The organism is Aminobacter sp. BA135 (genome assembly GCF_050859125.1).
Taxonomy (GTDB): Bacteria; Pseudomonadota; Alphaproteobacteria; order Rhizobiales; family Rhizobiaceae; genus Aminobacter; species Aminobacter ciceronei.
In genome coordinates, this window is the sequence record NZ_CP139572.1 from 4,411,441 (window position 1) to 4,431,875 (window position 20,435).

The 20,435-nt window shown below is 63.5% G+C and carries 22 protein-coding genes; 12 read left to right on the top strand and 10 right to left on the bottom strand.

Annotation, left to right across the window (positions count from 1 at the left end; all coding sequences use genetic code 11):
* Positions 1 to 145 precede the first annotated feature (145 nt).
* Entirely contained in the window at positions 146 to 388 is a 243-nt protein-coding gene (locus SLT36_RS21520) for a hypothetical protein (protein WP_432284348.1), read from the bottom strand.
* Between the two features lie 90 nt (positions 389 to 478).
* Here SLT36_RS21520 and SLT36_RS21525 point away from each other — a divergent pair, with 90 nt between their 5' ends.
* The 4 genes from SLT36_RS21525 to SLT36_RS21540 all read left to right on the top strand — a co-directional run bounded on the left by SLT36_RS21525 (position 479) and on the right by SLT36_RS21540 (position 2,774).
* Positions 479 to 979 (top strand): hypothetical protein, encoded by a 501-nt coding sequence (locus SLT36_RS21525; RefSeq protein WP_432284349.1) that lies wholly within the window; start codon positions 479 to 481, stop codon positions 977 to 979.
* A gap of 43 nt (positions 980 to 1,022) precedes the next feature.
* A complete protein-coding gene (locus tag SLT36_RS21530; RefSeq protein WP_432284350.1) occupies positions 1,023 to 2,018 on the top strand; it encodes a hypothetical protein in 996 nt (331 codons plus the stop codon).
* A gap of 63 nt (positions 2,019 to 2,081) precedes the next feature.
* Positions 2,082 to 2,498: a hypothetical protein gene (locus SLT36_RS21535; protein WP_432284351.1), complete on the top strand. Its 417-nt coding sequence runs from the start codon at positions 2,082 to 2,084 to the stop codon at positions 2,496 to 2,498.
* A gap of 27 nt (positions 2,499 to 2,525) precedes the next feature.
* Positions 2,526 to 2,774, top strand: coding sequence for a hypothetical protein (locus tag SLT36_RS21540; protein ID WP_432284352.1), 249 nt, complete (start codon positions 2,526 to 2,528; stop codon positions 2,772 to 2,774).
* Between the two features lie 101 nt (positions 2,775 to 2,875).
* Here SLT36_RS21540 and SLT36_RS21545 read toward each other — a convergent pair whose 3' ends face one another.
* Entirely contained in the window at positions 2,876 to 3,610 is a 735-nt protein-coding gene (locus tag SLT36_RS21545) for an FkbM family methyltransferase (protein WP_432284353.1), read from the bottom strand.
* A 916-nt stretch (positions 3,611 to 4,526) separates the two neighbouring features.
* Here SLT36_RS21545 and SLT36_RS21550 point away from each other — a divergent pair.
* Complete coding sequence (locus SLT36_RS21550) at positions 4,527 to 5,402, top strand: alpha-1,2-fucosyltransferase (RefSeq protein WP_432284354.1); 876 nt, start codon at positions 4,527 to 4,529, stop codon at positions 5,400 to 5,402.
* Between the two features lie 63 nt (positions 5,403 to 5,465).
* On the opposite strand, the gene SLT36_RS21555 is transcribed toward SLT36_RS21550, so the two are convergent.
* From SLT36_RS21555 to SLT36_RS21580, 6 genes are all read right to left on the bottom strand, one after another.
* Positions 5,466 to 6,065, bottom strand: a complete 600-nt coding sequence (locus SLT36_RS21555) for a glutathione S-transferase family protein (protein ID WP_432284355.1) — start codon at positions 6,063 to 6,065, stop codon at positions 5,466 to 5,468.
* A gap of 109 nt (positions 6,066 to 6,174) precedes the next feature.
* Complete coding sequence (locus SLT36_RS21560) at positions 6,175 to 6,966, bottom strand: ribonuclease T2 family protein (protein WP_432284356.1); 792 nt, start codon at positions 6,964 to 6,966, stop codon at positions 6,175 to 6,177.
* Positions 6,967 to 6,982: 16 nt separating this feature from the next.
* Positions 6,983 to 7,426 carry a hypothetical protein gene (locus SLT36_RS21565; RefSeq protein WP_432284357.1) on the bottom strand — a complete coding sequence of 148 codons (444 nt, stop codon included), beginning with the start codon at positions 7,424 to 7,426 and terminating at the stop codon, positions 6,983 to 6,985.
* Positions 7,427 to 7,479: 53 nt separating this feature from the next.
* Positions 7,480 to 8,340 carry a 23S rRNA (adenine(2030)-N(6))-methyltransferase RlmJ gene (locus tag SLT36_RS21570; RefSeq protein ID WP_432284358.1) on the bottom strand — a complete coding sequence of 287 codons (861 nt, stop codon included), beginning with the start codon at positions 8,338 to 8,340 and terminating at the stop codon, positions 7,480 to 7,482.
* Positions 8,337 to 8,972, bottom strand: a complete 636-nt coding sequence (locus SLT36_RS21575; protein ID WP_432284359.1) for a hypothetical protein — start codon at positions 8,970 to 8,972, stop codon at positions 8,337 to 8,339. Before SLT36_RS21575 ends, SLT36_RS21570 begins: the two co-directional genes overlap by 4 nt.
* 56 nt (positions 8,973 to 9,028) lie before the next feature.
* Positions 9,029 to 9,709, bottom strand: a complete 681-nt coding sequence (locus SLT36_RS21580) for a TetR/AcrR family transcriptional regulator (RefSeq protein ID WP_432284360.1) — start codon at positions 9,707 to 9,709, stop codon at positions 9,029 to 9,031.
* A gap of 86 nt (positions 9,710 to 9,795) precedes the next feature.
* Between SLT36_RS21580 and SLT36_RS21585 the strand changes: the two genes are divergently transcribed.
* A complete protein-coding gene (locus SLT36_RS21585; RefSeq protein ID WP_432284361.1) occupies positions 9,796 to 10,284 on the top strand; it encodes a carboxymuconolactone decarboxylase family protein in 489 nt (162 codons plus the stop codon).
* 75 nt (positions 10,285 to 10,359) lie between these two features.
* Here the strand turns inward: SLT36_RS21585 and SLT36_RS21590 are convergent, their stop codons facing one another.
* Together SLT36_RS21590 and SLT36_RS21595 are read right to left on the bottom strand one after the other, a co-directional pair.
* Positions 10,360 to 10,809, bottom strand: coding sequence for a DNA polymerase III subunit chi (locus tag SLT36_RS21590; RefSeq protein WP_432284362.1), 450 nt, complete (start codon positions 10,807 to 10,809; stop codon positions 10,360 to 10,362).
* Positions 10,810 to 10,894: 85 nt separating this feature from the next.
* The gene (locus SLT36_RS21595; RefSeq protein WP_432284363.1) at positions 10,895 to 12,403 is read right to left on the bottom strand and encodes a leucyl aminopeptidase; all 1,509 of its coding nucleotides are present in this window, start codon (positions 12,401 to 12,403) and stop codon (positions 10,895 to 10,897) included.
* A 303-nt stretch (positions 12,404 to 12,706) separates the two neighbouring features.
* On the opposite strand from SLT36_RS21595, the gene lptF reads away from it, so the two are divergent.
* The 6 genes from lptF to rsmA all read left to right on the top strand — a co-directional run bounded on the left by lptF (position 12,707) and on the right by rsmA (position 20,295).
* A complete protein-coding gene (gene lptF / locus SLT36_RS21600) occupies positions 12,707 to 13,906 on the top strand; it encodes an LPS export ABC transporter permease LptF (RefSeq protein ID WP_432284364.1) in 1,200 nt (399 codons plus the stop codon).
* Positions 13,903 to 14,991: an LPS export ABC transporter permease LptG gene (lptG, locus tag SLT36_RS21605; protein ID WP_432284365.1), complete on the top strand. Its 1,089-nt coding sequence runs from the start codon at positions 13,903 to 13,905 to the stop codon at positions 14,989 to 14,991. The genes lptF and lptG overlap by 4 nt, the downstream gene beginning before the upstream one ends.
* A gap of 12 nt (positions 14,992 to 15,003) precedes the next feature.
* A complete protein-coding gene (locus tag SLT36_RS21610; RefSeq protein WP_432284366.1) occupies positions 15,004 to 17,379 on the top strand; it encodes an LPS-assembly protein LptD in 2,376 nt (791 codons plus the stop codon).
* 127 nt (positions 17,380 to 17,506) lie between these two features.
* Positions 17,507 to 18,442: a peptidylprolyl isomerase gene (locus SLT36_RS21615; RefSeq protein ID WP_432284367.1), complete on the top strand. Its 936-nt coding sequence runs from the start codon at positions 17,507 to 17,509 to the stop codon at positions 18,440 to 18,442.
* A gap of 3 nt (positions 18,443 to 18,445) precedes the next feature.
* Positions 18,446 to 19,468 carry a 4-hydroxythreonine-4-phosphate dehydrogenase PdxA gene (pdxA, locus tag SLT36_RS21620; RefSeq protein WP_432284368.1) on the top strand — a complete coding sequence of 341 codons (1,023 nt, stop codon included), beginning with the start codon at positions 18,446 to 18,448 and terminating at the stop codon, positions 19,466 to 19,468.
* Positions 19,465 to 20,295: a 16S rRNA (adenine(1518)-N(6)/adenine(1519)-N(6))-dimethyltransferase RsmA gene (gene rsmA / locus SLT36_RS21625; protein ID WP_432284369.1), complete on the top strand. Its 831-nt coding sequence runs from the start codon at positions 19,465 to 19,467 to the stop codon at positions 20,293 to 20,295. Before pdxA ends, rsmA begins: the two co-directional genes overlap by 4 nt.
* The last annotated feature ends 140 nt before the right edge of the window (positions 20,296 to 20,435 follow it).

The following is a 20,435-nucleotide window of genomic DNA, read 5'->3' on the forward strand; positions in this document are numbered from 1 at the left end:
GAGCCACCCGCTCCCGTTCAGCCTCAGCTGCTCGCCTCGCCCTCTCCTGCCTGATCTGGCGCATCATCGTCGCCGGGTCCGGCAAGCGGGCCGAAGATGCTTTCGAGCTGATCGAGTTCATCGCCACTCAGTTTCGTCAGGTCGATTACGGGGATGGACCGCCACGCGGGCCAGTGTGCTGATGGGCTGCAAGCTTGGGATGCACATACGGTGCCGCAGCCTTGGCCATGTCGTCGCGCCTGGAAGCATCTGCTTTCGGGTTCCGCATCACCTTCAGCATGTAGTCGAGAAGTGTATCGCCGCCCTTGGCGATTTCCTTTTCTCGGCGAGCCGTAGCCTTGTTTGGAGTGCCTTTCGAGCGTCCACCAGTCTTCTTGCCGACTGCCATCTATCCTGCTCTACTTTTCGTCTATTTTAGACGGGGGTTGGGATGGGCCTATTATCGTGGCTGTTTGGCGCCGCTCCTCCGAGTTGGGCAGTGTCCGACAGCGGCAATCCGTCTATCGTTGTTGGAAACCATCGGCTGACTGTCTTCGCGCAGGACGCTGGCTTCAAGTTCTGCGTTGCAAGGGCAGACCGGGACGACCGCGAACCGTATTTCTCCGACGTCTACCAGACTGCCGATCAAGCCAAGGATTGCGCGCTAGCATACCTAAATAGTCGACCGTCACCTCACGTATCGATGACCGAGAACTGGCGGGAGCAGCGGTCAGTTCGCGCTCGCCAGCACCTCGCAGATACCACCTCCCGATTGATTGAGCTGGCCAAAGATGCGACCGGCGCCAAGAATGTCACCGCGCTGAGGAAGGTTGAGGCCAAGGCGGCATCGACTGCGAAGTCCATGCGGTTGGCGATCGACCGTGCACTGCACGATCGGCTCTCCGATTCCGACATCATCAATGCGGAAGGTCTGCGCGATCAAGCGGATCGGTTACTTGCGGCCATTCAAAAGCGAATTGCCGAACTCAAGTCCGGCTAACTTGATAGACTTCTGGTCTGATTTTTTCTCAAAGGGGGCCGCAATGACGACAAAACGATACATCGATGCGGTTCGAGAAGGTGCAGCCAGGATGTCGGTCGGCGGCACCGACGAGGGCGCAGTATCAGGCTTCGTTAAGCTCGGCGGGCGGCTGCTCATCATTAAGGAGCGCGCGGTCTATGAAGTTCTGCTTGCGGATTCAATCGATCCCGAGCGTACAAACCCAGACATTCCGAACGCCCATCAGAGGATCTTATCGATAGGATCGGAAAGTCAGTTGCTGGGGCGTACGCTTCTGACTGCTGATCGTCTCCTTGATCAGCAGTTTTTTCCGCCAACTATCAATTGCGATTCCGCACGGCAATCGGCTTTGGACGTTGCCCTACACCTCGCAGCCGTCGCTGACGATGTGGGGAAGTTGGAAGAGGAAACTGTTCGTGCCTTTCAGGGGTTGGCAGGTAGCCACGCGAAGCATAGTTTTACGCTTCCGTCGATATCTGGGCTCGAAGCTAAGTGCAAAGCCTCGTTCCATCGCGCGCACGATTCCATCAAGTCCTCGATGGATATTGCTCGAGTGTTCTACGGCAAGTCGATCACTCACCCTGACTCTTTGGACGCATACCTGCGTAGCAAAGGTTCCGAACCCGATGAGCTCTTGGCTTGGCTAGCCGGCAGCTTGGCCCCGCTTAGCCGCATATGGCAGTGGCGAAACGCAGTTGTGCATCCCAAAGACAACGAGAAAATGCTGGTTAGTGACTTCCGGTTGATGCCCTCGGGTCAATTTGCTCCACCTTCAATCGAGATAAGGCACCCCACGGTGCCCCAAACTTCGACTCCAGCTTCGAACTTACTCAGAGACGTACTGGACGAGGTTAGCGCCTCATTTGAAGGACTTCTTGCCTTCCTCTGCGCCAGCAATGCCCAGTTCGGGAAATTTCAACTAGCCATCAGCGACTTGCCTGCGGATCGCCGCAAATACCCTCATGCGCGATATGCATATTTTACAAACCTAGGCGATCAGTTCGCCCCAATCGGCTAGTCCCCAATCGCTCGACAGGTGCAGAGAGTGATGGGAGGATGCGCGCCTCAATGGGAGGGGGCGATGGACATACCAAGCACGCTAAGCGCAATCACAGCCGCACTCAGTGTGGCCAAGGAACTCCGCGACATCGACAACCAGTTCGATAAAGCGGAGCTCAAACTCAAGATTGCCGATCTCAGCTCGGCCCTAGCTGACGCTAAGCACGGCATCCTTGATGCCGGCGATTTGGTAAAGGCAAAGGATCAGGAGATCGAGGCACTCAAAGAGACGCTGCGCTTTAAGGCGGACACCGTTCTAGTCAATGGGTACCGATATCGAAAGAACGATGACGGAGGCGCTGCTGGCCATCCATATTGCACATCCTGTGCTTCTGACGACCGGTGGATCGAGACCATAACCTCGCAAGGTGCCGGCCGACATACGGTGTGCCCACGATGCAAGGCCGATTTTGGCTACATCGAAGAGTACCCGGGATAGTCACCCCGCCCGCTTAACGGGTGCCCTTTGATCCAGAAGTTCAGGGAGGTGCTGGGGGCTTGGCATCGGCGGCGCGCCAGTGATTGGCATACGTCACCGAAGATATCTGTTCTGGATCAAGTTCTGCCTGATTTTCGGACAGGGGTCACCGCCACTGTTCAACCCAACAAGCTGCATTCGGTTGAGATCGTTCGCAGCCTGCTGACAAATACGGGTAATAGCCCGGCGAAGCGTTCTGACATTCATGCCCTCGCGACTGGCGAAGTTGTTGATTGACCGGCTACCGCGCACCTTCACCCAGCCCCAAGCATAGCCACCAACGAAAAAGCCAGGCTCATGCCCGGCCTTTTTGTTGCCGTTGCGACGCTGCCGGCGCTCTAGCCGCGACGCTCCCTGATGCTGTCGCTGAAGCGGCGGAGGGGGCCGAACAGGCTCTTGCGCAGGAACAGCTGGTCGCCATGGTTGGGCGGGCGCCTGACTTCGATGAAGCCATACTGCCTGAGATAGGCACGCAGCTCCGGCTGCAGCACGCCGCCGTCATAGAAGCGCTGCAACGACACTTCGACGATTACCGCCTTGGCTTGCGCCAGCAGGCCGGTTGCGCCCTTCAGCACCAGCAGTTCCGCGCCCTGCACGTCGGCAGCCACAAGGTCGGCATTCTCAAAGCCGTTGACCAGGGCGATGTGATCGAGCGTGTCGGTGCCGACCTCTTCGGAACCGCCGGTTTCGCTGACCTGAGGCCAGGTCTGACGGAACAGGTCCGTCGCCGCGAAGATCGAGCTCGACGCCCCCTCATTGCTGAACTGGCGCAGCACGACCTCGTCGCCTGCCTTGTCGGAGGCAAAGGCATTCACCGCGACATGGCGCGTGCCGTGTCCGGTCGGCTTTGCCAGGCGCTCGACGAGTTCCTGGTAGACGTGTGTCGAGGCCTCGACCCACAACACGTCGGTCAGCCCGAGCGCCTCGTAAGCATCACGCTCCTCGCCATAATGGGCGCCGACGTGGATCGCCGTCTTCAGCCCGAGGCGCGCGCACAAACCTTCGCGCAGCAGCACCAGCGGCTCCCGGGGCCTTTCGAGAACACCAAACTGGCCGAGTAACTGTCGGAACATTGTTGACCCTGTGCTGGCTGGCGACATTGTAACGCCTGCCTCGACCGCCCATTAGACGAGACATTGCAGGTTGGATACAGCGGCGGCGAGACGGCTGTGCATAAGCTTGGTCGGCGGCCACCTTCCCGCGCTTGCGGATTGTCCGAACCGTCATTTGGCCGACACGGACGAGCACTCCGGAACTACTTTGCGCTGTCGCCGCCGTCAGCAAGCCGCATCATTCGTGGCGAGCTCACCAGGGCCACGTCTTGAGAGCTCTTTCTTCTGCCCTCTCCGCATTCCTCACGTTCACGGCATGGCAACTGTGTTCAGGCGAGCAAACAAGTGCTTTTTCTTCTGCCCTCTCGACATTCCTCACCTTCACGGCATGGATCCTAGGGTCGCCGCGACGGAGCTTCGCTCCTGCTCCGCCCTAGGATGACGAAGGGGGGGGGCGTCGTCGCGGGCTTTAGGTGGTGAGCCGGTTGCCACGAGCGGCCTCTCCACTTCGTCATCCTAGGGCGGAGCAGGAGCGAAGCGACGTCGCGGAGACCCTGGGATCCATGCCGTGACATTGCCACCGGGCCCAGGCGGTGCAGGACGCGTGCTCTTTCTGCACCCCCTCATATTCCTTACCCTCACGGCATGGACTCTCGGGTCAAGCCTCTGGGATGACGAAGTCGAGAGGCCGCGCTCGGCAAGCCAAGACCACCTAGGCCCGCTGCGCATGCCCACCACTTCGTCATCCTAGGGCGGAGCAGGAGCGAAGCGACGTCGCGGAGACTCTGGGATGACGATGTGAGGAGGCATCGCTCAACAATCGTCACCAAGACGACCACCCTGCCGTTTTCCATCTGCCACAACATCCGCCGCTTCGGATTTGATTTCGGCTGTCGCCGCTGGCACTAAGCGGCATGATTTGCAGCGACCGACACCGATGAAAAAGAGCATCGTCAGCACCATCTATGGCGGCCTTGGCAACCAGATGTTCCAGTTCGCCATGGGCCGCGCCATGGCGTTGCGCAGCCGGAGCGCGCTTGTGCTCGATACCAGGTGGTTCGACAGCTCGCCCTCGGTGAGCTTCCGGCTCGGCCATTTCAACATCGGCCCGGCCGTCACCTCAGGCACGCTGCCGCCACGGCGCAAGCAGGAGCGGCTGCGTTATTATCTCTGGCACGCGCTGGGGCGGTTCCCGACCCGGGTCAGGGAGAACGGCCTCGGCTTCGATGCCGGCATGCTTGTCCCGCGCAGCAATCTCTGGCTCGACGGCTACTGGCAGTCGCAGCGTTATTTCGCCGATTGCATCGAGGTGATCGCCAACGATTTCCGCATCGTCACGCCGCCCAGCCCGGAGAACGCCCGGCACCTTGCCGAAATCGCCGCCTGCCCGGCGATCTCGCTGCATGTCCGGCGCGGCGACTATCTTCTGCCGGAGAACCAGGCGCTGTTTGCCGCCTGCTCCAAGCAGTATTACGCCAAGGCCGTGGACCAGATGATCGCGACGATGCGGCAAGAGCCGGTCATCTATGTCTTCTCGGACGATCCCAGTTGGGCCCGCGACAACCTCGCCTTCCCGGTCGAGAAACGGGTGATGGGCCATAATGGCCGCGACGCCGACTATGAGGACATGCGCCTGATGAGCGCCTGCCGCCATCACATCATCGCCAACTCAAGCTTTTCCTGGTGGGGCGCCTGGCTCAACCCGTCGCCCGACAAGATCGTCATCGGGCCGGCGGCGTGGTTTGCCGATCCCAAGGCCAGCAATCCCGACATCCTGCCCGATGGCTGGCTGCCCTTGTCCAATCAAGGCTGAGCGCCAGGCCCGAGCACAAGGTTTGAGCACAAGGGCTGAGCAACCGCGTCCGGCCGCAGGCTCTCAGCCTTGCGGGACGATGGCCTTCAGCTCGGGGAATTTTTCGTCGAAGCGGGCGGCCCAGCGCTTGAGGCGCGGGCGGCCCTTTTCCCACTTGCCGGGGAAGCGCAGGTCGAGATAGCCGATCGCCGCCCTAAGCGCGATCTGGCCCGTGGTGATCGCCTTGGGCAGCTTCGGCGGATTGGCGTTGAGCAGGTCGAGCGAACGCGTCACCTTCGACCACTGCTTGTCGATCCAGGGCTGGTGAATGATCTCTTCCGGACGCCCGCGGCGTTCGTAGACGATCGCGAGCAGGCAATCGCAGATGCCGTCGGCCAGCGCCTCCAGGCGCTCGGCATCGAGGCGCTTGTCGGCATTGCGCGGGAACAGCTTGTTGCCGGACAGCCGGTTCAGATACTGGGTGATGACGCGGCTGTCATAGATGCTTTGGCCGTCGTCGGTGATCCAGACCGGGATCTTGCCGAGCGGATTGGCGTCGGTCAAAAGCGCCGGCTGCGGGCCGGTCTCGACGGTGACGGATTCGACTGAAATGCCAACGTAAGCGGCCGCCATGCGGACCTTGCCGCTGTAGGGCGAAGCGGAGGAATAGAAGAGTTTCGGCATGGAGGTCCCCTTTTGCGCGGCGACCATATCAGCACGTGCTGTTCCGGCAACATCCGGCTGCCGGAATCAGGGCGCCAGAATCGGAGTTCGCCACAATCAGGGGCAAAAATCAGCCGCCGCGCACGGGCGGCATCACCACTTTGTCGAGCCGGCAGGCGCGGCGGTCGATCTCGGGACAGGCGCGGAAGGCGAGATCCTTGCCCATGCAGATGCGCAGTTCGCGCAGATAGCGCCTGTCGCAGGTCACCGCGACCGCATCGGCCGGCATATCGGGATTGGACTGCAGGAAGGCACGCTCGGCCTGGCCGGGCGCCAGCGTGCGATAGCTCGCCAGGCTCTTGAATTCCTTTGGAATTTCGATTCTGTCGCGGGCCGCCCGCAAGACCTTGAAATAGTCGTCCTGGCTAAGCCCGCTGCATGTGCCATGCTTGCGCCACTGGTGACGGATCAGGCCGGCCGAGGGGATCAGGTCGTAGAGGCCGCGCAGCCTGTCGCTTGATACGTCGCTGACGTTTGTCGGGCAGTTCTCGGGATAGCCGCGCTCATTTTGCGGCCACAGGCCATGCACGACGAAGCCATAGGGGCGGCCTGCGCGGCATTGCTGGCCGTTGGCCTGCTCACCCTCGGCCTCGCAATAGCTCGGCGACCAGGACAGGGCCAGCACGTAGAAGTCGAACCCTTGTCCACGCGGGACAGCCGCCTGCTGCGCCCCAGTGGCAGGCCCGGTGGCGGGCTTGCCGGCAAACCCGGTGACGGGCTTGTCGGCAGTCCCAGAGGCAGCCTTGTCGGCAGCTCCGGTGGCAGATTTGTCGGCGGGTTGCGACTGCTCGGCCGGCGCACAGGCCGCCAGCAAGGCAAAGGCCGCAGCTGTCAGCGCGGCCTTTACGAAATTGCGGATCATGTCAGCCCGGCTCGCCTCAGCGCAGGACGCGGCAGCGGCCGTTATAGACGTACCAGCGGTCGAAGCCCGAGACGCAGAACTCGACATTGTCGCCGATCGAGGCAAAACCCATGCCTTCCTCGATCAGGTACCAGATGTCGCGGTCGGCACCGTCGGACAGAACCACTGTCGCGCCACAATAGCGGCGGCCGATCGGATGGTTCTCGTCGGCCGGCTCGTAGCGGTGTTCGTGGATGCGCTGGAAGTCGGTGATGGCAACCTCAGGCAGGTTCGGCACGTGGCGGACCTGGTAGCTGAAGCGGCTGGTGATGCGGTTGAGCACGGCAGCGTTGCCGCAGATGCCCGGATCGGAATAGTCGGCGCCGACGGAGAGGTCGGCTGCCTGCGCGGAGCCCGCGCCCGACAGGGCCGTTCCGAGGCCGATCATGGCGGCAAAGATGGTGCTGGCGACGCGACTCATGGTTCCCACTCCAAGGCTTGAGGCGCGCAGTTTGCGGTGTCGCCGCTTCGCGGTCAAGAAGCCGCTGTTTCGCCCGCCAGCCACTCGACCGACCAACGCGCGCCGGGGCCTTCGGCCAGCAGCTTGCCGAGCGCCGGCAGCATGGTCTCGAGCTCGCTTTCGAGCTGGTAAGGCGGGTTGACCACCACCATGCCGGTGCCGTCGAGGCGCGGCTCGGCCGAGGGCGGCCTGATGTAGAACTCGATGTCCAAGATCTTGGGGATGCCGGCATCGCCGAGCGCCTCACGGAACGCCGCCACCGCCTTGCGGTCCTTGACCGGATACCACAAAGCGAAGATGCCGCCGGGCCAGCGCCGATGCGCCTTCTTCAGGCCATCGACAAGCCGGTCGAACTCGCCGCCGATCTCGAAAGGCGGATCGACGAGCACCAGGCCGCGCTTTTCCTTGGGCGGCAGATGGGCGCCCAGCGCCAGCCAGCCGTCGAGTTCGGTGACACGGGTCTGGAAATCGCCTTCGAACTGCGCCGCAAGCGTCCTTGCGTCCTCGGGGTGCAGTTCGATCGCCGACAAGCGGTCCTGCTTGCGCATGAGATGCCGCGCAATGACAGGCGAGCCGGGATAGCGCGAGATGCCGCCCTCTGCGTTGACGGCCCTGACGGCGTCGAGATAGGGCGCCAGCAGAGCTGCGGCGTCAGCGGGCAATCGGGCGTCGATCAGGCGGCCGATGCCGTCATGCCACTCGCCCGTCTTTTCGGCCGCTTCCGATCCGAGGTCGTAAAGCCCGATGCCGGCATGGGTGTCGATGACGCGGAACGCCTTGTCCTTGCGCTTGAGATAGTCGACCAGCCGGGCGAGCACGGCGTGCTTGACCACATCAGCAAAGTTTCCGGCATGATAGGCGTGGCGATAGTTCATGACCTGTCGGCGTCCCTGCCCCAGCGCGGCGCAGGAGCCTGTGCTTTGGGCGGCTGCGAGTTTGGATTGTCGGGCGGGCTGTCCTTCCTGCGGCGCAAGGACAGCACCAGGCCGACGAAGCCTACAGCCATCAGCGACAGCCCGATCGGTTGCGCCCGCTGGTCGACCTCGAGGCCGCCTGAACGCAAGATGAGATCGACACGCTGGATCTGGACGTTGTCGGCATCGCCCTGCTCGATGACGAAGCGGTAGCTGCCCGGCTGGATCTCGCGGATCAGCCCGGCATCGTCGCGGAACACCGGATCGGGCAATTGCGGGCTGCGCTCGCGCGGCGTGGTGTCGTAAAAATTCAGCGCCTCGGCCAGCACCGTCTGGCCGCGCGTCGAGGCGGTGATGGTCAAGACGGCACTTGCCGGATTGACCTGCGGCGGCGCCAGCGTGGTCAGATCCACCAGCACACGCACCGGCGCATCGCTCGACGCCAGCGCGACCTCGACCGGGCGATAGCCGCCTGACCGGTCATAGGCGCGGTAGGTGCCGATCTCGCGCCCGGCAAAATTGGTCGTCGCCCAGGGATAGAGTATGCCGAGACCGGTGCCGGCAAGCAGGATGATCAGAAACAGGAACCGCATGTCGCTCGTTACTCTGGACCGAAACAGCAATCGCCCCGACCGGGCGATTTTTCGTACTACGGCTTTTGCGGCGAGGCGGAAAGGGTCGCCCGGCCAAACGAGGCAACTTCCCGCTCCATCTCGTCGAGCAGCATGTCGAGGCCGAGCTCGAAGGTCTTGTCGAACTCGGCGACCGTAAAGAACGGACCGGCGGCAGCGACATTGGGATAGTCGCGGCGCAACTGTTCGTCGTCGACAGTGGTCACCGCCGAGGCGCCCCTGGCGTAGCCTGCCGTCTCGTCGAGGATCGCCCCCATCAGATAATAGCCGGTGGCCCGGAACAGCCGGGCGGCGCGCTCCTTGCCGAAGCCGCCATCCTCGAACACGCCGAGCACGCCGTCGAGCCAGGCCAGGCATTTGGGCGAATTCATCCGGTAGGTGACGAGGAACGGCGCGAAGGCCGGATGCGCACGCCCGATGGCGCGGAAGTCGCCCATCACAGCCCGTGCCCGCTGGCGCCAGGGCAGCTCGCGCGGCGGGACCTCCAGTTCACCGACCAGCCTTTCGACCAGCGCCTCGAACAGATGCGCCTGCGAGGCATAATGATGGTAGATGCTCATCGCCTCGCAACCGAGCGCCTGCGCCAGCTTGCGCATCGAAAAGCCGGCCAGTCCTTCACGTTCGATGACCTCGAAGGCGGCCCGCTCGATCCTATCGCGCGACAGCTTCGCTCGCTTTTTGTTGATCGCCCTGTCCATCCGCTCACCTTGACAACTTACACTGTAAGGATCATCAATTTGCTTACCTTACACCGTAAGGGAAAAATGATCCAGAGGAGGAAGTCATGCCCGCATATGCATCCATCTTCGCCTCGTTCCGCCGCACGATGACGGTCCTGGCCAGTACAGCTAGCCTTGCCATCTCGCTTGCCGCAATGCCCCTGCCCGCTGTCGCCGACGACTATGACGCGACGGTCAAGGACATCCAGAAGACGATGGGCGGCGTGCCGTCCTTCATCTCGCAATTTCCCAAAGCCGGCCTGCCCGGCGCCTGGTCGGAGCTGAAGGCGATCGAGCTCAGCGACAAGACCGCCCTGCCGCCGAAGACCAAAGCGCTGATCTCGCTCGCGGTGGCCGCACAGATCCCGTGCAGCTACTGCATCTGGGCCGACACCGAGAGCGCCAAACAGGCCGGCGCCACATCAGAGGAAATCCAGGAAGCCGTCGCCATGGCGGCGCTGACGCGCCACTGGAGCACCATCTTCAACGGCATGCAGGTCGATTTCGAGACCTTCAAGAAGGATCTTGGCGGCGAGAAAAGCGCTGCCAAGTAGCCGACCGGTTTCGGCAGCGGCGCGGCGGCCCGTCAGGTGCGCCGCGCCTTGTTGTGCGCCGCGCCCGCCTGGCTGTCAGGCCTTGCGCTCCCAGCGCTTGTCGGCGCCCTGCTGCCAGTAGGTCACCGTGTGGCCGCTCGATTTCATCGTCTTCCAGTGCTCGCGCGCGCCTTCGAGCTGGGCGGCGTCATGGCCGTCGAACAGGAACACCGCCCGCTGATAGGACGTGATGTCGGGCGGCGATGCACCATCGACGAGGAACCGGATCTCGGCGGCGTTGGCATTGGCTTCCGTTACCGTCAGCACCACCGGCTGGTCGGCGGCATGCGCCTCGCGGTCGCTGCCATGGGCAAGAAACGAATCGTCGCGGAAGGTCCACAGATGCTGGTCGAGGGCGTCGCGGCGCTCTTCGCTGCCACACTGCACCACCGCCTTCCAGCCGCGCTGCAGACTGCGCTCGAGCAGGCCCGGCAAGGCATCCTCGAGCGTCGATTCGGTCAGGTGGTAGAAAAGGACTTCGGCCATGGGGCAATGCTATGCCCCAATTCAGGGCGCGGGTGAAGCTTCCAGGCAACCGCGCCGATGACGCGCGGTTGCCTGGACTTGGGCCTTAGCCCTCGTAGTGATCGCGCACCAGCCTGTCGAGCAGCCGCACGCCGTAGCCCGAGCCCCAGGACTGGTTGATCTCGCTGGTCGGCGAGCCCATGGCGGTGCCGGCGATGTCGAGATGCGCCCAAGGCGTGTCCTTGACGAAGCGCTGCAGGAACTGTGCGGCGGTGATCGAGCCGCCGAAACGGCCGCCGATATTCTTCATGTCGGCATTCTTGGAATCGATCAGCTTGTCGTATTCCGAGCCGAGCGGCATGCGCCACAATTTCTCCTGCGTCGCCGTGCCCGCGGCGGTCAGGCGCTCGGCGAGCTCGTCATTGTTGGAGAACAGGCCGGCATGGCTCTGGCCGAGCGCGACCATGATCGCCCCGGTGAGGGTTGCCAGATTGACCATGAATTTCGGCTCGAAGCGCTGGTTGCAGTACCACAGCGCATCGGCCAGCACGAGGCGGCCTTCGGCGTCGGTGTTGAGCACCTCGATGGTCTGGCCCGACATCGAGGTGACGATGTCGCCCGGACGCTGGGCGTTGCCGTCGACCATGTTCTCGACAATGCCGATGATGCCGACGACATTGACCTTGGCCTTGCGCGCGGCAAGCGCATGCATCAGGCCGGTGACGGCTGCGGCACCGCCCATGTCGCCCTTCATGTCTTCCATGCCGGCCGCCGGCTTGATCGAGATGCCGCCCGAATCGAAGGTTACGCCCTTGCCGACGAAAGCCACCGGCTTGTCCTTGGCCTTGCCGCCGCTCCACTGCATGACAGCGAGACGCGGCGGACGCACCGAGCCCTGGGCGACGCCGAGCAGCGAGCCCATGCCGAGCTTCTTCATTTCCTTCTCGGTCAGGATCTCGACCTTGACGCCAAGCTTTTCGAGCTCCTTGGCTTCAGCCGCGAACTCGACCGGGCCGAGGATGTTGGCCGGCTCGTTGACAAGATGGCGGGCAAGCAGCACGCCGCCGACGACGGCCTCGGCGTCGGCAAAGGCTTTCTTGGCGGCAGCCGGATCGGCGCAATGGATGGTGATCTTGGCCGGCTTCTTCTCGTCGGCCTTGCCGTCGCCCCTGCCGTCACCATTGTCCTTCTTGGTCTTGTATTTGTCGAAGCTGTAGCTCCTCAGCAGGATGCCCGCGGCGATGCCGGCCGCGGCCGCGCCATCTGTCGTGACGCCTTGAATGTCGAGGATCACGGCCACTTCGGTTGCCTTGCGCAGCTGCGCTGCGACCACGCCGCCGAGCTTCAGCCAGGCATAGTCGTCGAGCGACGCCGCCTTGCCGGTTCCGATGGCGACAAGCCGGTCGACGGCTGTGCCCTCGGGCGCCAGCACTTCGACCACGCTGCCGAATTTGCCGTTGAAGTCGGCGACCGGGAACGCACGGTCGAGCGCCTTGGCCGGATCGTTGGCACGTGCCGCATCGCTCAGCCCGCCTTCGTCGGCGGAAAAGACGATGACGGTGCCCTTCTTGGGCGTGCCCGGCTTGGCAAAACTGATCGACGGCTTAGAAGTCATGATATCCCGCTTTCGGATCCCGTTCAGATGGTGCGCGACATTTCGTCGTTTTCGCCGGTTTGGCAAGCCTCCCGTCATGTTGGCCCATTATGATTAAAGCTGAAAATTGTTCGGAAACCTCGTGTTAACCACTTCCGTTCGGCGTTTCTTAGCCATTGGCTAGGAGAGTCCGAATGGCGGGAGAAAGTGTTGGCGGTGCTGACGGCAGTTGTGCCGGCATGCCTTGGACTATAGTTTAGACACCCACCGGCCAAGCGACGTCAGTCGGCCGGCCAAGTCGGAAACACGGAATCCTGATCATCGATGAAGGTTGTTGAGCGCTACATTCTGCGTCGTGCGTTCGCGGTGTTCATCGCGGCGTTGACGTGGACATTGGCGATCGTCTGGACCACCCAGGTGCTCGGTCGCATCGACCTCGTCACCGACAGCGGCCAGTCGGCGCTGACCTTCTTCGAGGTCGCGGCCCTGATCCTGCCGACGGTCATTCCCATCGTCGTGCCGTTTGCCGTCATCATCGCCGTGGCGCTGACGCTGAGCACGATGAACAGCGATTCCGAGCTGGTGATCCTCAATGCCGCCGGCGCCTCGCGGCTCACCGTGATCCGGCCGATCATCATCCTCGCGGTCTGCGCGGCGATGTTTTCCTTCATCGTCGACAACGTCGCCAACCCGATGGCGCGCCAGCGCAACCGCGAGCTGATCGCGACCTCGCGCGCCGACCTTCTGTCGCTGATCATCCAGGAAGGCACCTTCCGCAAGGTCGACGATGGCCTGTTCGTGCAGGTCGGCGAGCGCCTGCCCAATGGCGGGCTGGGCGGCATCTTCGTCGCCGATTCGCGCGAGCCCAATGTCGATCTCGTCTATTATGCCAAGGACGGCTCGTTCATCGAACGCAACAACAAGCAGATGCTGGTGATGAATGAGGGCGTCATCCACCGCAAGGCGCCTGGCGGCGAAGTCTCGGTCATCAGCTTCGACTCCTATGCCTTTGATCTCAGTGAGTTTTCCGCTGCCGCCAACGAAATCACCATGCAGCCGAAGGACCGCTCGACGTCCTATCTGATGCAGCCCCAGCACGACGACAAATTCTACCAGCGCAACCCGCGCCTGTTCGACGCCGAGCTCAACCGCCGCTTCTCCGACTGGCTCTATTCGATCGCCTTCGCCTTCATCGCGCTCGCCGTCGCCGGCGATGCGCGCTCGCACCGCGAGGCCCGAATCCACCCGCTTGTCACCACGGTGGCGATCGCCCTGTTCTTCCGCTGGCTCGGCTTCTTCGCCAACAGCAAGGCCGAAGCCTTCGCCTGGATCGGCTATGTCGTCTACGCCATTCCCATCGGCGCCTCGCTGTTTGCGCTGTGGTTCATCCGCAACCACCGCAGCATGGAGCTGCCGGTTTCGGTCGCCGACCGCATGGCAGCGGCAGCCGCACGGCTGCGCGACGGCTTCACCGCCTTCCGCCAGCGCCTCACCGGCCGCGCCTCGGGCCAGGGAGCGGCATGATGGGCTGGACGCTTGGCCGCTATTTCCTCGTCCGCTACGCCGTCATCACGACGTGGTTCTTCATCGGCATCTACGCGCTGATCTTCATCATCGACGTCACCGAATTCTCGAGCAATGTCGGCGGCCTGCCCGGCTTCAAGTTCTCGATCGCGATGACCGTTTCGGCCCTGCGCGTGCCGATGATCATGCAGCAGACGGTGCCGTTCGTGGCACTGTTCAGCGCCATGGCGACGCTGGTTTCGCTCAACCGGCGTTATGAGCTGGTGATCGCGCGCGCCGCCGGCATCTCGGCCTGGCAGTTCCTGTTGCCCTGCTGCATCGGCGCGCTGCTGTTCGGCCTGGTCACCGTCGGCATCCTCAACCCGATCGCCGCTTACGGCTTCTCGCATTCCGAAACCATCGAATCCGAGCTGCGCTCGCGCCAGTCCAATTCGGTCTCGGCGTTCTCGGCGCCGTGGCTGCGCCAGAAGGCCGAGGGCACCGAAGTCATCATCGGCGCCCGCGCCGTGCTCAACCAGGGTCTCGAGCTGTCGGACGCGGTGTTCTTCATCTTCGACGACAAGGGTGACATGGTCGAACGCAAGGACGCCGAGCGCGCCTATCTGCGTGACGGCCACTGGGAACTGGTCAATGTCCGCAGCATGAAGGGCGGCAGGAATTTCACCTCCCAGCCGGTCGATCAGGTGCCCACCAACCTGAAGCCCGAATTCGTCCAGGAACGGCTGGCGCGGCCCGAAACTATTCCCTTCTTCGAGCTGCCGTCGAAGATCGAAGTGGCGCGTTCCTTCGGCCTCAGGGCCAACGCATTCGCCATGCAATTTCATTCACTTGTCGCCCTGCCCTTCCTTTTGGTTGCAATGACGCTCATTGCTGCAACAGTGTCGATGCGATTTGCACGTATGGGGCAGTCGGCAACGATGATTCTGGGTGGCGTCGTCGCCGGCTTTCTGCTTTATGTCGTTTCGGTTCTGGTCAAAGCATTTGGCAATGCGGGATTCGTGCCGACTTATATTGCGGCGTGGTTTCCAGTAGTGGTCGCAATGTTTTTCGGGGTGACGTTCCTGCTTTATAAAGAGGACGGTTAGTTGAGGGGCGCAATGGCCAACCGCAGGGCCCATATGGCAGGCCTTCTGGGCGCAACCGCGCTCGCGTGCCTGTTTGCGGTCGCGCTGCCGTCCGCACCTGCTTTCGCGCAGACTGTCGCCGACCTCGCACCCAGCGTGCCGGAAGGCGCGCAGATGCTGCTCGAGGCGGACACGCTGGTCTATGACAACGACGCCAGCACCGTCACTGCGGTGGGCGGCGTGCAGATCGACTATGCCGGCAACCGCCTGGTCGCCCAGCGCGTCACCTATGACCGCAAGACGTCGCGGCTGATCGCCAGCGGCAATGTCGAGGTCGTCAATTCGGACGGCACCAAGATCTTCTCGCAGGAGATCGACATCACCGACGACTTTGCCGACGGCTTCGTCAACACGCTGCGCATCGAGACCGTCGACAAGACCTATTTCGCCGCCGAAAGCGCCAAGCGCGAAGGCGGCTTCCTGACGACCTTCAACAACGGCGTCTACACCGCCTGCGAACCTTGCGAGGCAAAGCCCGACAAGGCGCCGATCTGGCGCGTCAAGGCACAGAAGATCATCTGGAACGGCCAGAAGAAGACGGTGCGCTTCGAGAATTCGAACTTCGAGTTCTTCGGCTTCCCGATCGCCTTCCTGCCGGCCTTCGAGATTGCCGACCCGACGGTCAAGCGCAAGAGCGGCTTCCTGATGCCCGGCATAAGCTTCAACAGCAAGCTCGGCATCGGCGTTTCGATCCCCTATTATTTCGCGCTTTCGCCGACCTACGATCTCACCGTCAAGGGCACCGGCTACACCAAGCAGGGATTCCTCGGCGAGGCCGAGTGGCGCCAGCGCTTCAACAATGGCGAATACAGCCTGAAGATGGCCGGCATCTACCAGATGAATCCGGACAAGTTCGACCTCAACACGGTCGATCGCGGCCCGACCGGCGACGAAAACAAGCTGCGCGGCATGGTCGGCACCAAGGGCCATTTCGACCTCAATCCGCGCTGGGCCTTCGGCTGGAACATCCTTGCCCAGACGGACAAGAATTTCTCGCGCACCTACAGCATCGACGGCTTCTCCGAGAGCACGCACCGCTCGGAAGTCTATCTGACCGGCCTCAACGACCGGAACTATTTCGACCTGCGCGCCATGCGCTTCCAGGTCCAGGAAGAAGCGCTCGACAGCGACCCGAATGCCCGCGCCGACAAGCAGCCCTGGGTGCTGCCGTCGCTCGACTATGCCTATATTCCCGACGCGCCGCTGGCCGGCGGCGAGCTGTCGTTCAACGTCAATTCGCGCGTCATCCAGCGCTCGGATCTCGATGCGAACATTTTGGCATCGAACGGTCCGACGATTCACGGCATCGAAGGCACGTCGAGCCGCATCACCGCCGAAGCCCAGTGGAAGCGCACCATCGTCACCGATGGCGGCCTGCTGGTCACGCCCCTGCTCGCCTTCCGCGCCGACGGCAGCTATGTCGACGCGTCAGCCGCTTCGCTGACCGCCATCAACGACATGGCCGGCGATCCCAGGATCAACGTCGCCGAGGACGTGCGCTCGTCGCTATTCCGCTACATGGCGACGCTTGGCCTCGAACTGCGCTGGCCGGTGCTGTTCTCGTCGACCAGCTCGACCCATGTGCTTGAGCCGATGGCGCAGATCTTTGCCCGCCCGAGCGAAAGCGCCATAGGCGGCCTCGGCATTCCCAACGAGGATGCGCAGAGCTTCGTCTTCGACGCGGCCTCGCTGTTCGAGCGCGACAAGTTCTCCGGCTATGACCGCATGGAAGGCGGCACCCGCGCCAATCTCGGCCTGCGTTATTCCGGCAGCTTCAACAATGGCTGGACCACCAACGCGCTTGTCGGCCAGTCCTATCACCTTGCCGGCGACAACTCGTTTGCCGCCCCCGACCTGGTCAATGCCGGCGCCTATTCCGGCCTCGAAACCGACACGTCGGACTATGTCGCACTGGCCGGCCTCGCCAGCCCGAACGGCTTCTCGGCCTCGGTCAGCGGCCGCTTCGACGAGCGTACGTTCGATGTTCGCCGTGCCGAGATGAAGGTCGGCCTCGACGCCCGTCCGCTCGCCGTGTCGGCGCGTTATGCCTTCATCCAGGCGCAGCCGCTCTACGGCTTTGAAAACGACCGCCACGAAGTGACGTTGGGCGCCACCGCCCGCTTCAACGACCAGTGGCGCGTCTTCGGCTCCGGCACCTACGACATCAAGGGCGACCTGCTGGTCAAGAACGGCGTCGGCTTCGCTTATGACGACGAGTGCTTCACCTATCTGATGTCCTATTCGGAGAGCCGCGATCACAACAAGCCTGACGACGTCTCGCGCACCGTCGGCTTCAACATCTCGTTCCGCACGATCGGCGACTTCGGCAGCGCGACCAGCGCCTTCTAGGCCAGCGGCGGAACGGCGGAACGGATTTGTCGGGGCGGCCCGACATCGTTTTGCCGCATAAGACGGCAATGACGGGGCAGATGGTCCGGGCAAAGTCCGGATCAGGGGTTTGAACGGGACTTTTTCTATGCGGAAGCACCTCTTTTCGGCAGGCCTTGCCCTGCTCGTGGCGGCGACGTCGCTTTCGATCACCGCCTACGCACCTCCGGCTCAGGCCAGCGAGATCAAGTACATCGTCAACGATGTGCCGATCACCAGCTATGACATCCAGCGCCGTGCGGCTTTCCTCAAGCTGCAGAAGCGCAAGGGCGATGCCGGCCAGGAGATGATCGAGCAGACGCTGCGCATCGCCGAGATGAAGCGGCTCAACATCCGCATCTCCGACAAGCAGGTCAACGAAGCCTATGCGCGCTTCGCCGGCTCCAACAAGCTGAAGCCGGCGCAGATGGACCAGATCCTCGGCCAGGCCGGCGTGACATCAAGCCACTTCAAGGACTATATCCGCGCCCAGATGGGCTGGAACCAGGCGCTCGGCGCCCGCTTCCGCTCGGCTGACGGCGGCGGCGGTATGTCGACCGAGCAGGACGCGGTGCGCCGCATGCTGCAGCAGGGCGGCGCCAAGCCGAGCGCCACCGAATACATGCTGCAGCAGGTGATCTTCGTGGTGCCTGCCGCCGAGCGCGGTTCGATCGGCAAGCGCAAGCGCGAAGCGGATCAGATGCGCGCCCGTTTCAATGGCTGCGACCAGACGCGTGAATTCGCCAAGGGCCTGCTCGACGTCACGGTGCGCGACCTCGGCCGTGTCATCGCCCCGCAGCTGCCGCCCGAATGGGCAGAGGACATCAAGAAGCTCAAGGCCGGCGCTGCCACGCCGGTGCGCGAAACCGACCGCGGCGTCGAGTTCATCGGCGTCTGCAGCTCGCGCGAAGTCTCCGACGACAAGGTCGCCCAGATGGTGTTCCAGGCCGAGGGCGCCGGCAAGGGCGGCGACGCCAAGACCGAAGAGCTCAACAAGAAGTACATCGAAGAGCTGCGGGCCAAGGCCCGCATCGTCACCCGCTAGGCCGTGGCGCTCCATAGCCTGCCCCTGGCGCTGACGTCGGGCGATCCCTCGGGCATTGGCCCCGAAATCGCTGTCGCCGCCTGGCGGCAGCGTGTGGCGGCAGGCGTGCCGCCCTTCTATCTGCTTGCCTGTCCGAAGCTGATTGCGGCGCGGGCGCACGCCCTTGGCGTCGATGTCGCCATCGTCGAGACCGACCCCGCAGGTGCAGCGCAAGCCTTCGCGGAAGCCCTGCCCGTGGTGCCGCTCAAAGCGCCATTCATCGACACGCCGGGCCAGCCCGACAAGGCCAATGCCGCCGGCATCATCGAGGCCATCGACCGTGCGGTGGCCGACACCTTCGAAGGCCGGGCCGCTGCCGTCGTCACCTGCCCGATCGCCAAGAAGCCGCTCTATGACGCCGGCTTCCGCTTTCCCGGCCACACCGAATATCTGGCGCATCTCGCGACCGAACGGACCGGCGTCGACACCACCCCTGTGATGATGCTCGCCGGGCCGGAACTGCGCGCGGTGCCTGTGACCATCCACATCGCGCTGGCGGAGGTTCCGAAGGCGCTGACCACAGAGGCCATCGTCGAGACCGTGCGCATCACCGCACGCGACCTCAGCACCCGCTTCGGCATATCAAGGCCACGCATCGCCGTCTCCGGCCTCAACCCGCATGCCGGCGAAGGTGGGGCCATGGGCCACGAGGACGAGCGCATCGTCCGCCCGGCGATCGCGGCGCTCAAGGCGGAAGGCATCGACGCCTTCGGTCCCCTGCCCGCCGACACCATGTTCCATGCCCGGGCCCGCGCCGGCTATGATGCTGCGATCTGCATGTATCACGACCAGGCGCTGATCCCGGCCAAGGCGCTGGCCTTCGACGAGACCGTCAACGTCACGCTCGGCCTGCCCTTCGTCAGGACCTCGCCCGACCACGGCACCGCCTTCGACATTTCAGGCAAGGGCATCGCCCGGCCCGACAGCCTGATCGCGGCGCTCAAGCTGGCGCGGCTGCTCGCCGACGGCGAGGCAAAGGCATCATGAGCACCAGCATCGACGGCCTGCCGCCGCTCCGCGACGTCATCGAACGCCATGGCCTGCAGGCCAAGAAGGCGCTCGGCCAGAATTTCCTGCTCGACCTCAACCTCACCGGCAAGGTGGCGCGCGCCGCCGGCGACCTGACCGGCGTCACCGTCATCGAGGTCGGGCCCGGCCCCGGCGGCCTGACACGCGCGCTGTTGATGCATGGCGCGAAGAAGGTCATCGCCATCGAGCGCGACGAGCGCTGCCTGGCTGCCCTTGCCGAAGTGTCCGACCACTATCCCGGCCGGCTCGAGGTGGTGTCGGGCGATGCGCTGAAGACCGATTTCGCAAGCCTTGCCAATGGCGAACAGGTCAAGATCGTCGCCAACCTGCCCTACAATATCGGCACCGAGCTTCTGGTGCGCTGGCTGACCGTCGAGGCCTGGCCGCCCTTCTACCAGTCGCTGACGCTGATGTTCCAGCGCGAGGTCGCCGAGCGCATCGTGGCAAAGCCAACCAGTTCCGCCTTTGGCCGCCTCGGCGTTCTGGCGGGCTGGCGCACCGATGCCCGCATCGCCTTCGACGTGCCGCCGCAGGCGTTTACGCCACCGCCCAAGGTGACCTCGTCGGTGGTCCATCTGGAGCCGCGCCCGGCGCCGCTGGCCGCCGATGTGAAGGTGCTGGGCCGGGTCACCGAGGCCGCCTTCGGCCAGCGCCGCAAGATGCTGCGCCAGAGCCTGAAAAGCATGGGCGGCGAAAAGCTGCTGCAAGCTGTCGGCATCGACCCGACCCGCCGCGCCGAAACGCTCAGCGTCGAGGAATTCGTGGCACTCGCCAAGGCGGTCTGAAGCCGGGCGACCGTCTGCGGAGCACTGTCCAGCACCCGATGCCTATTGGATACCGGGCTGCTCCAGTTCCAGTATGTTTCCTTCGGGGTCACGCACATACACGATGAAGTGCGGGCACGATGAAGTGCGGGTTTTCTTCG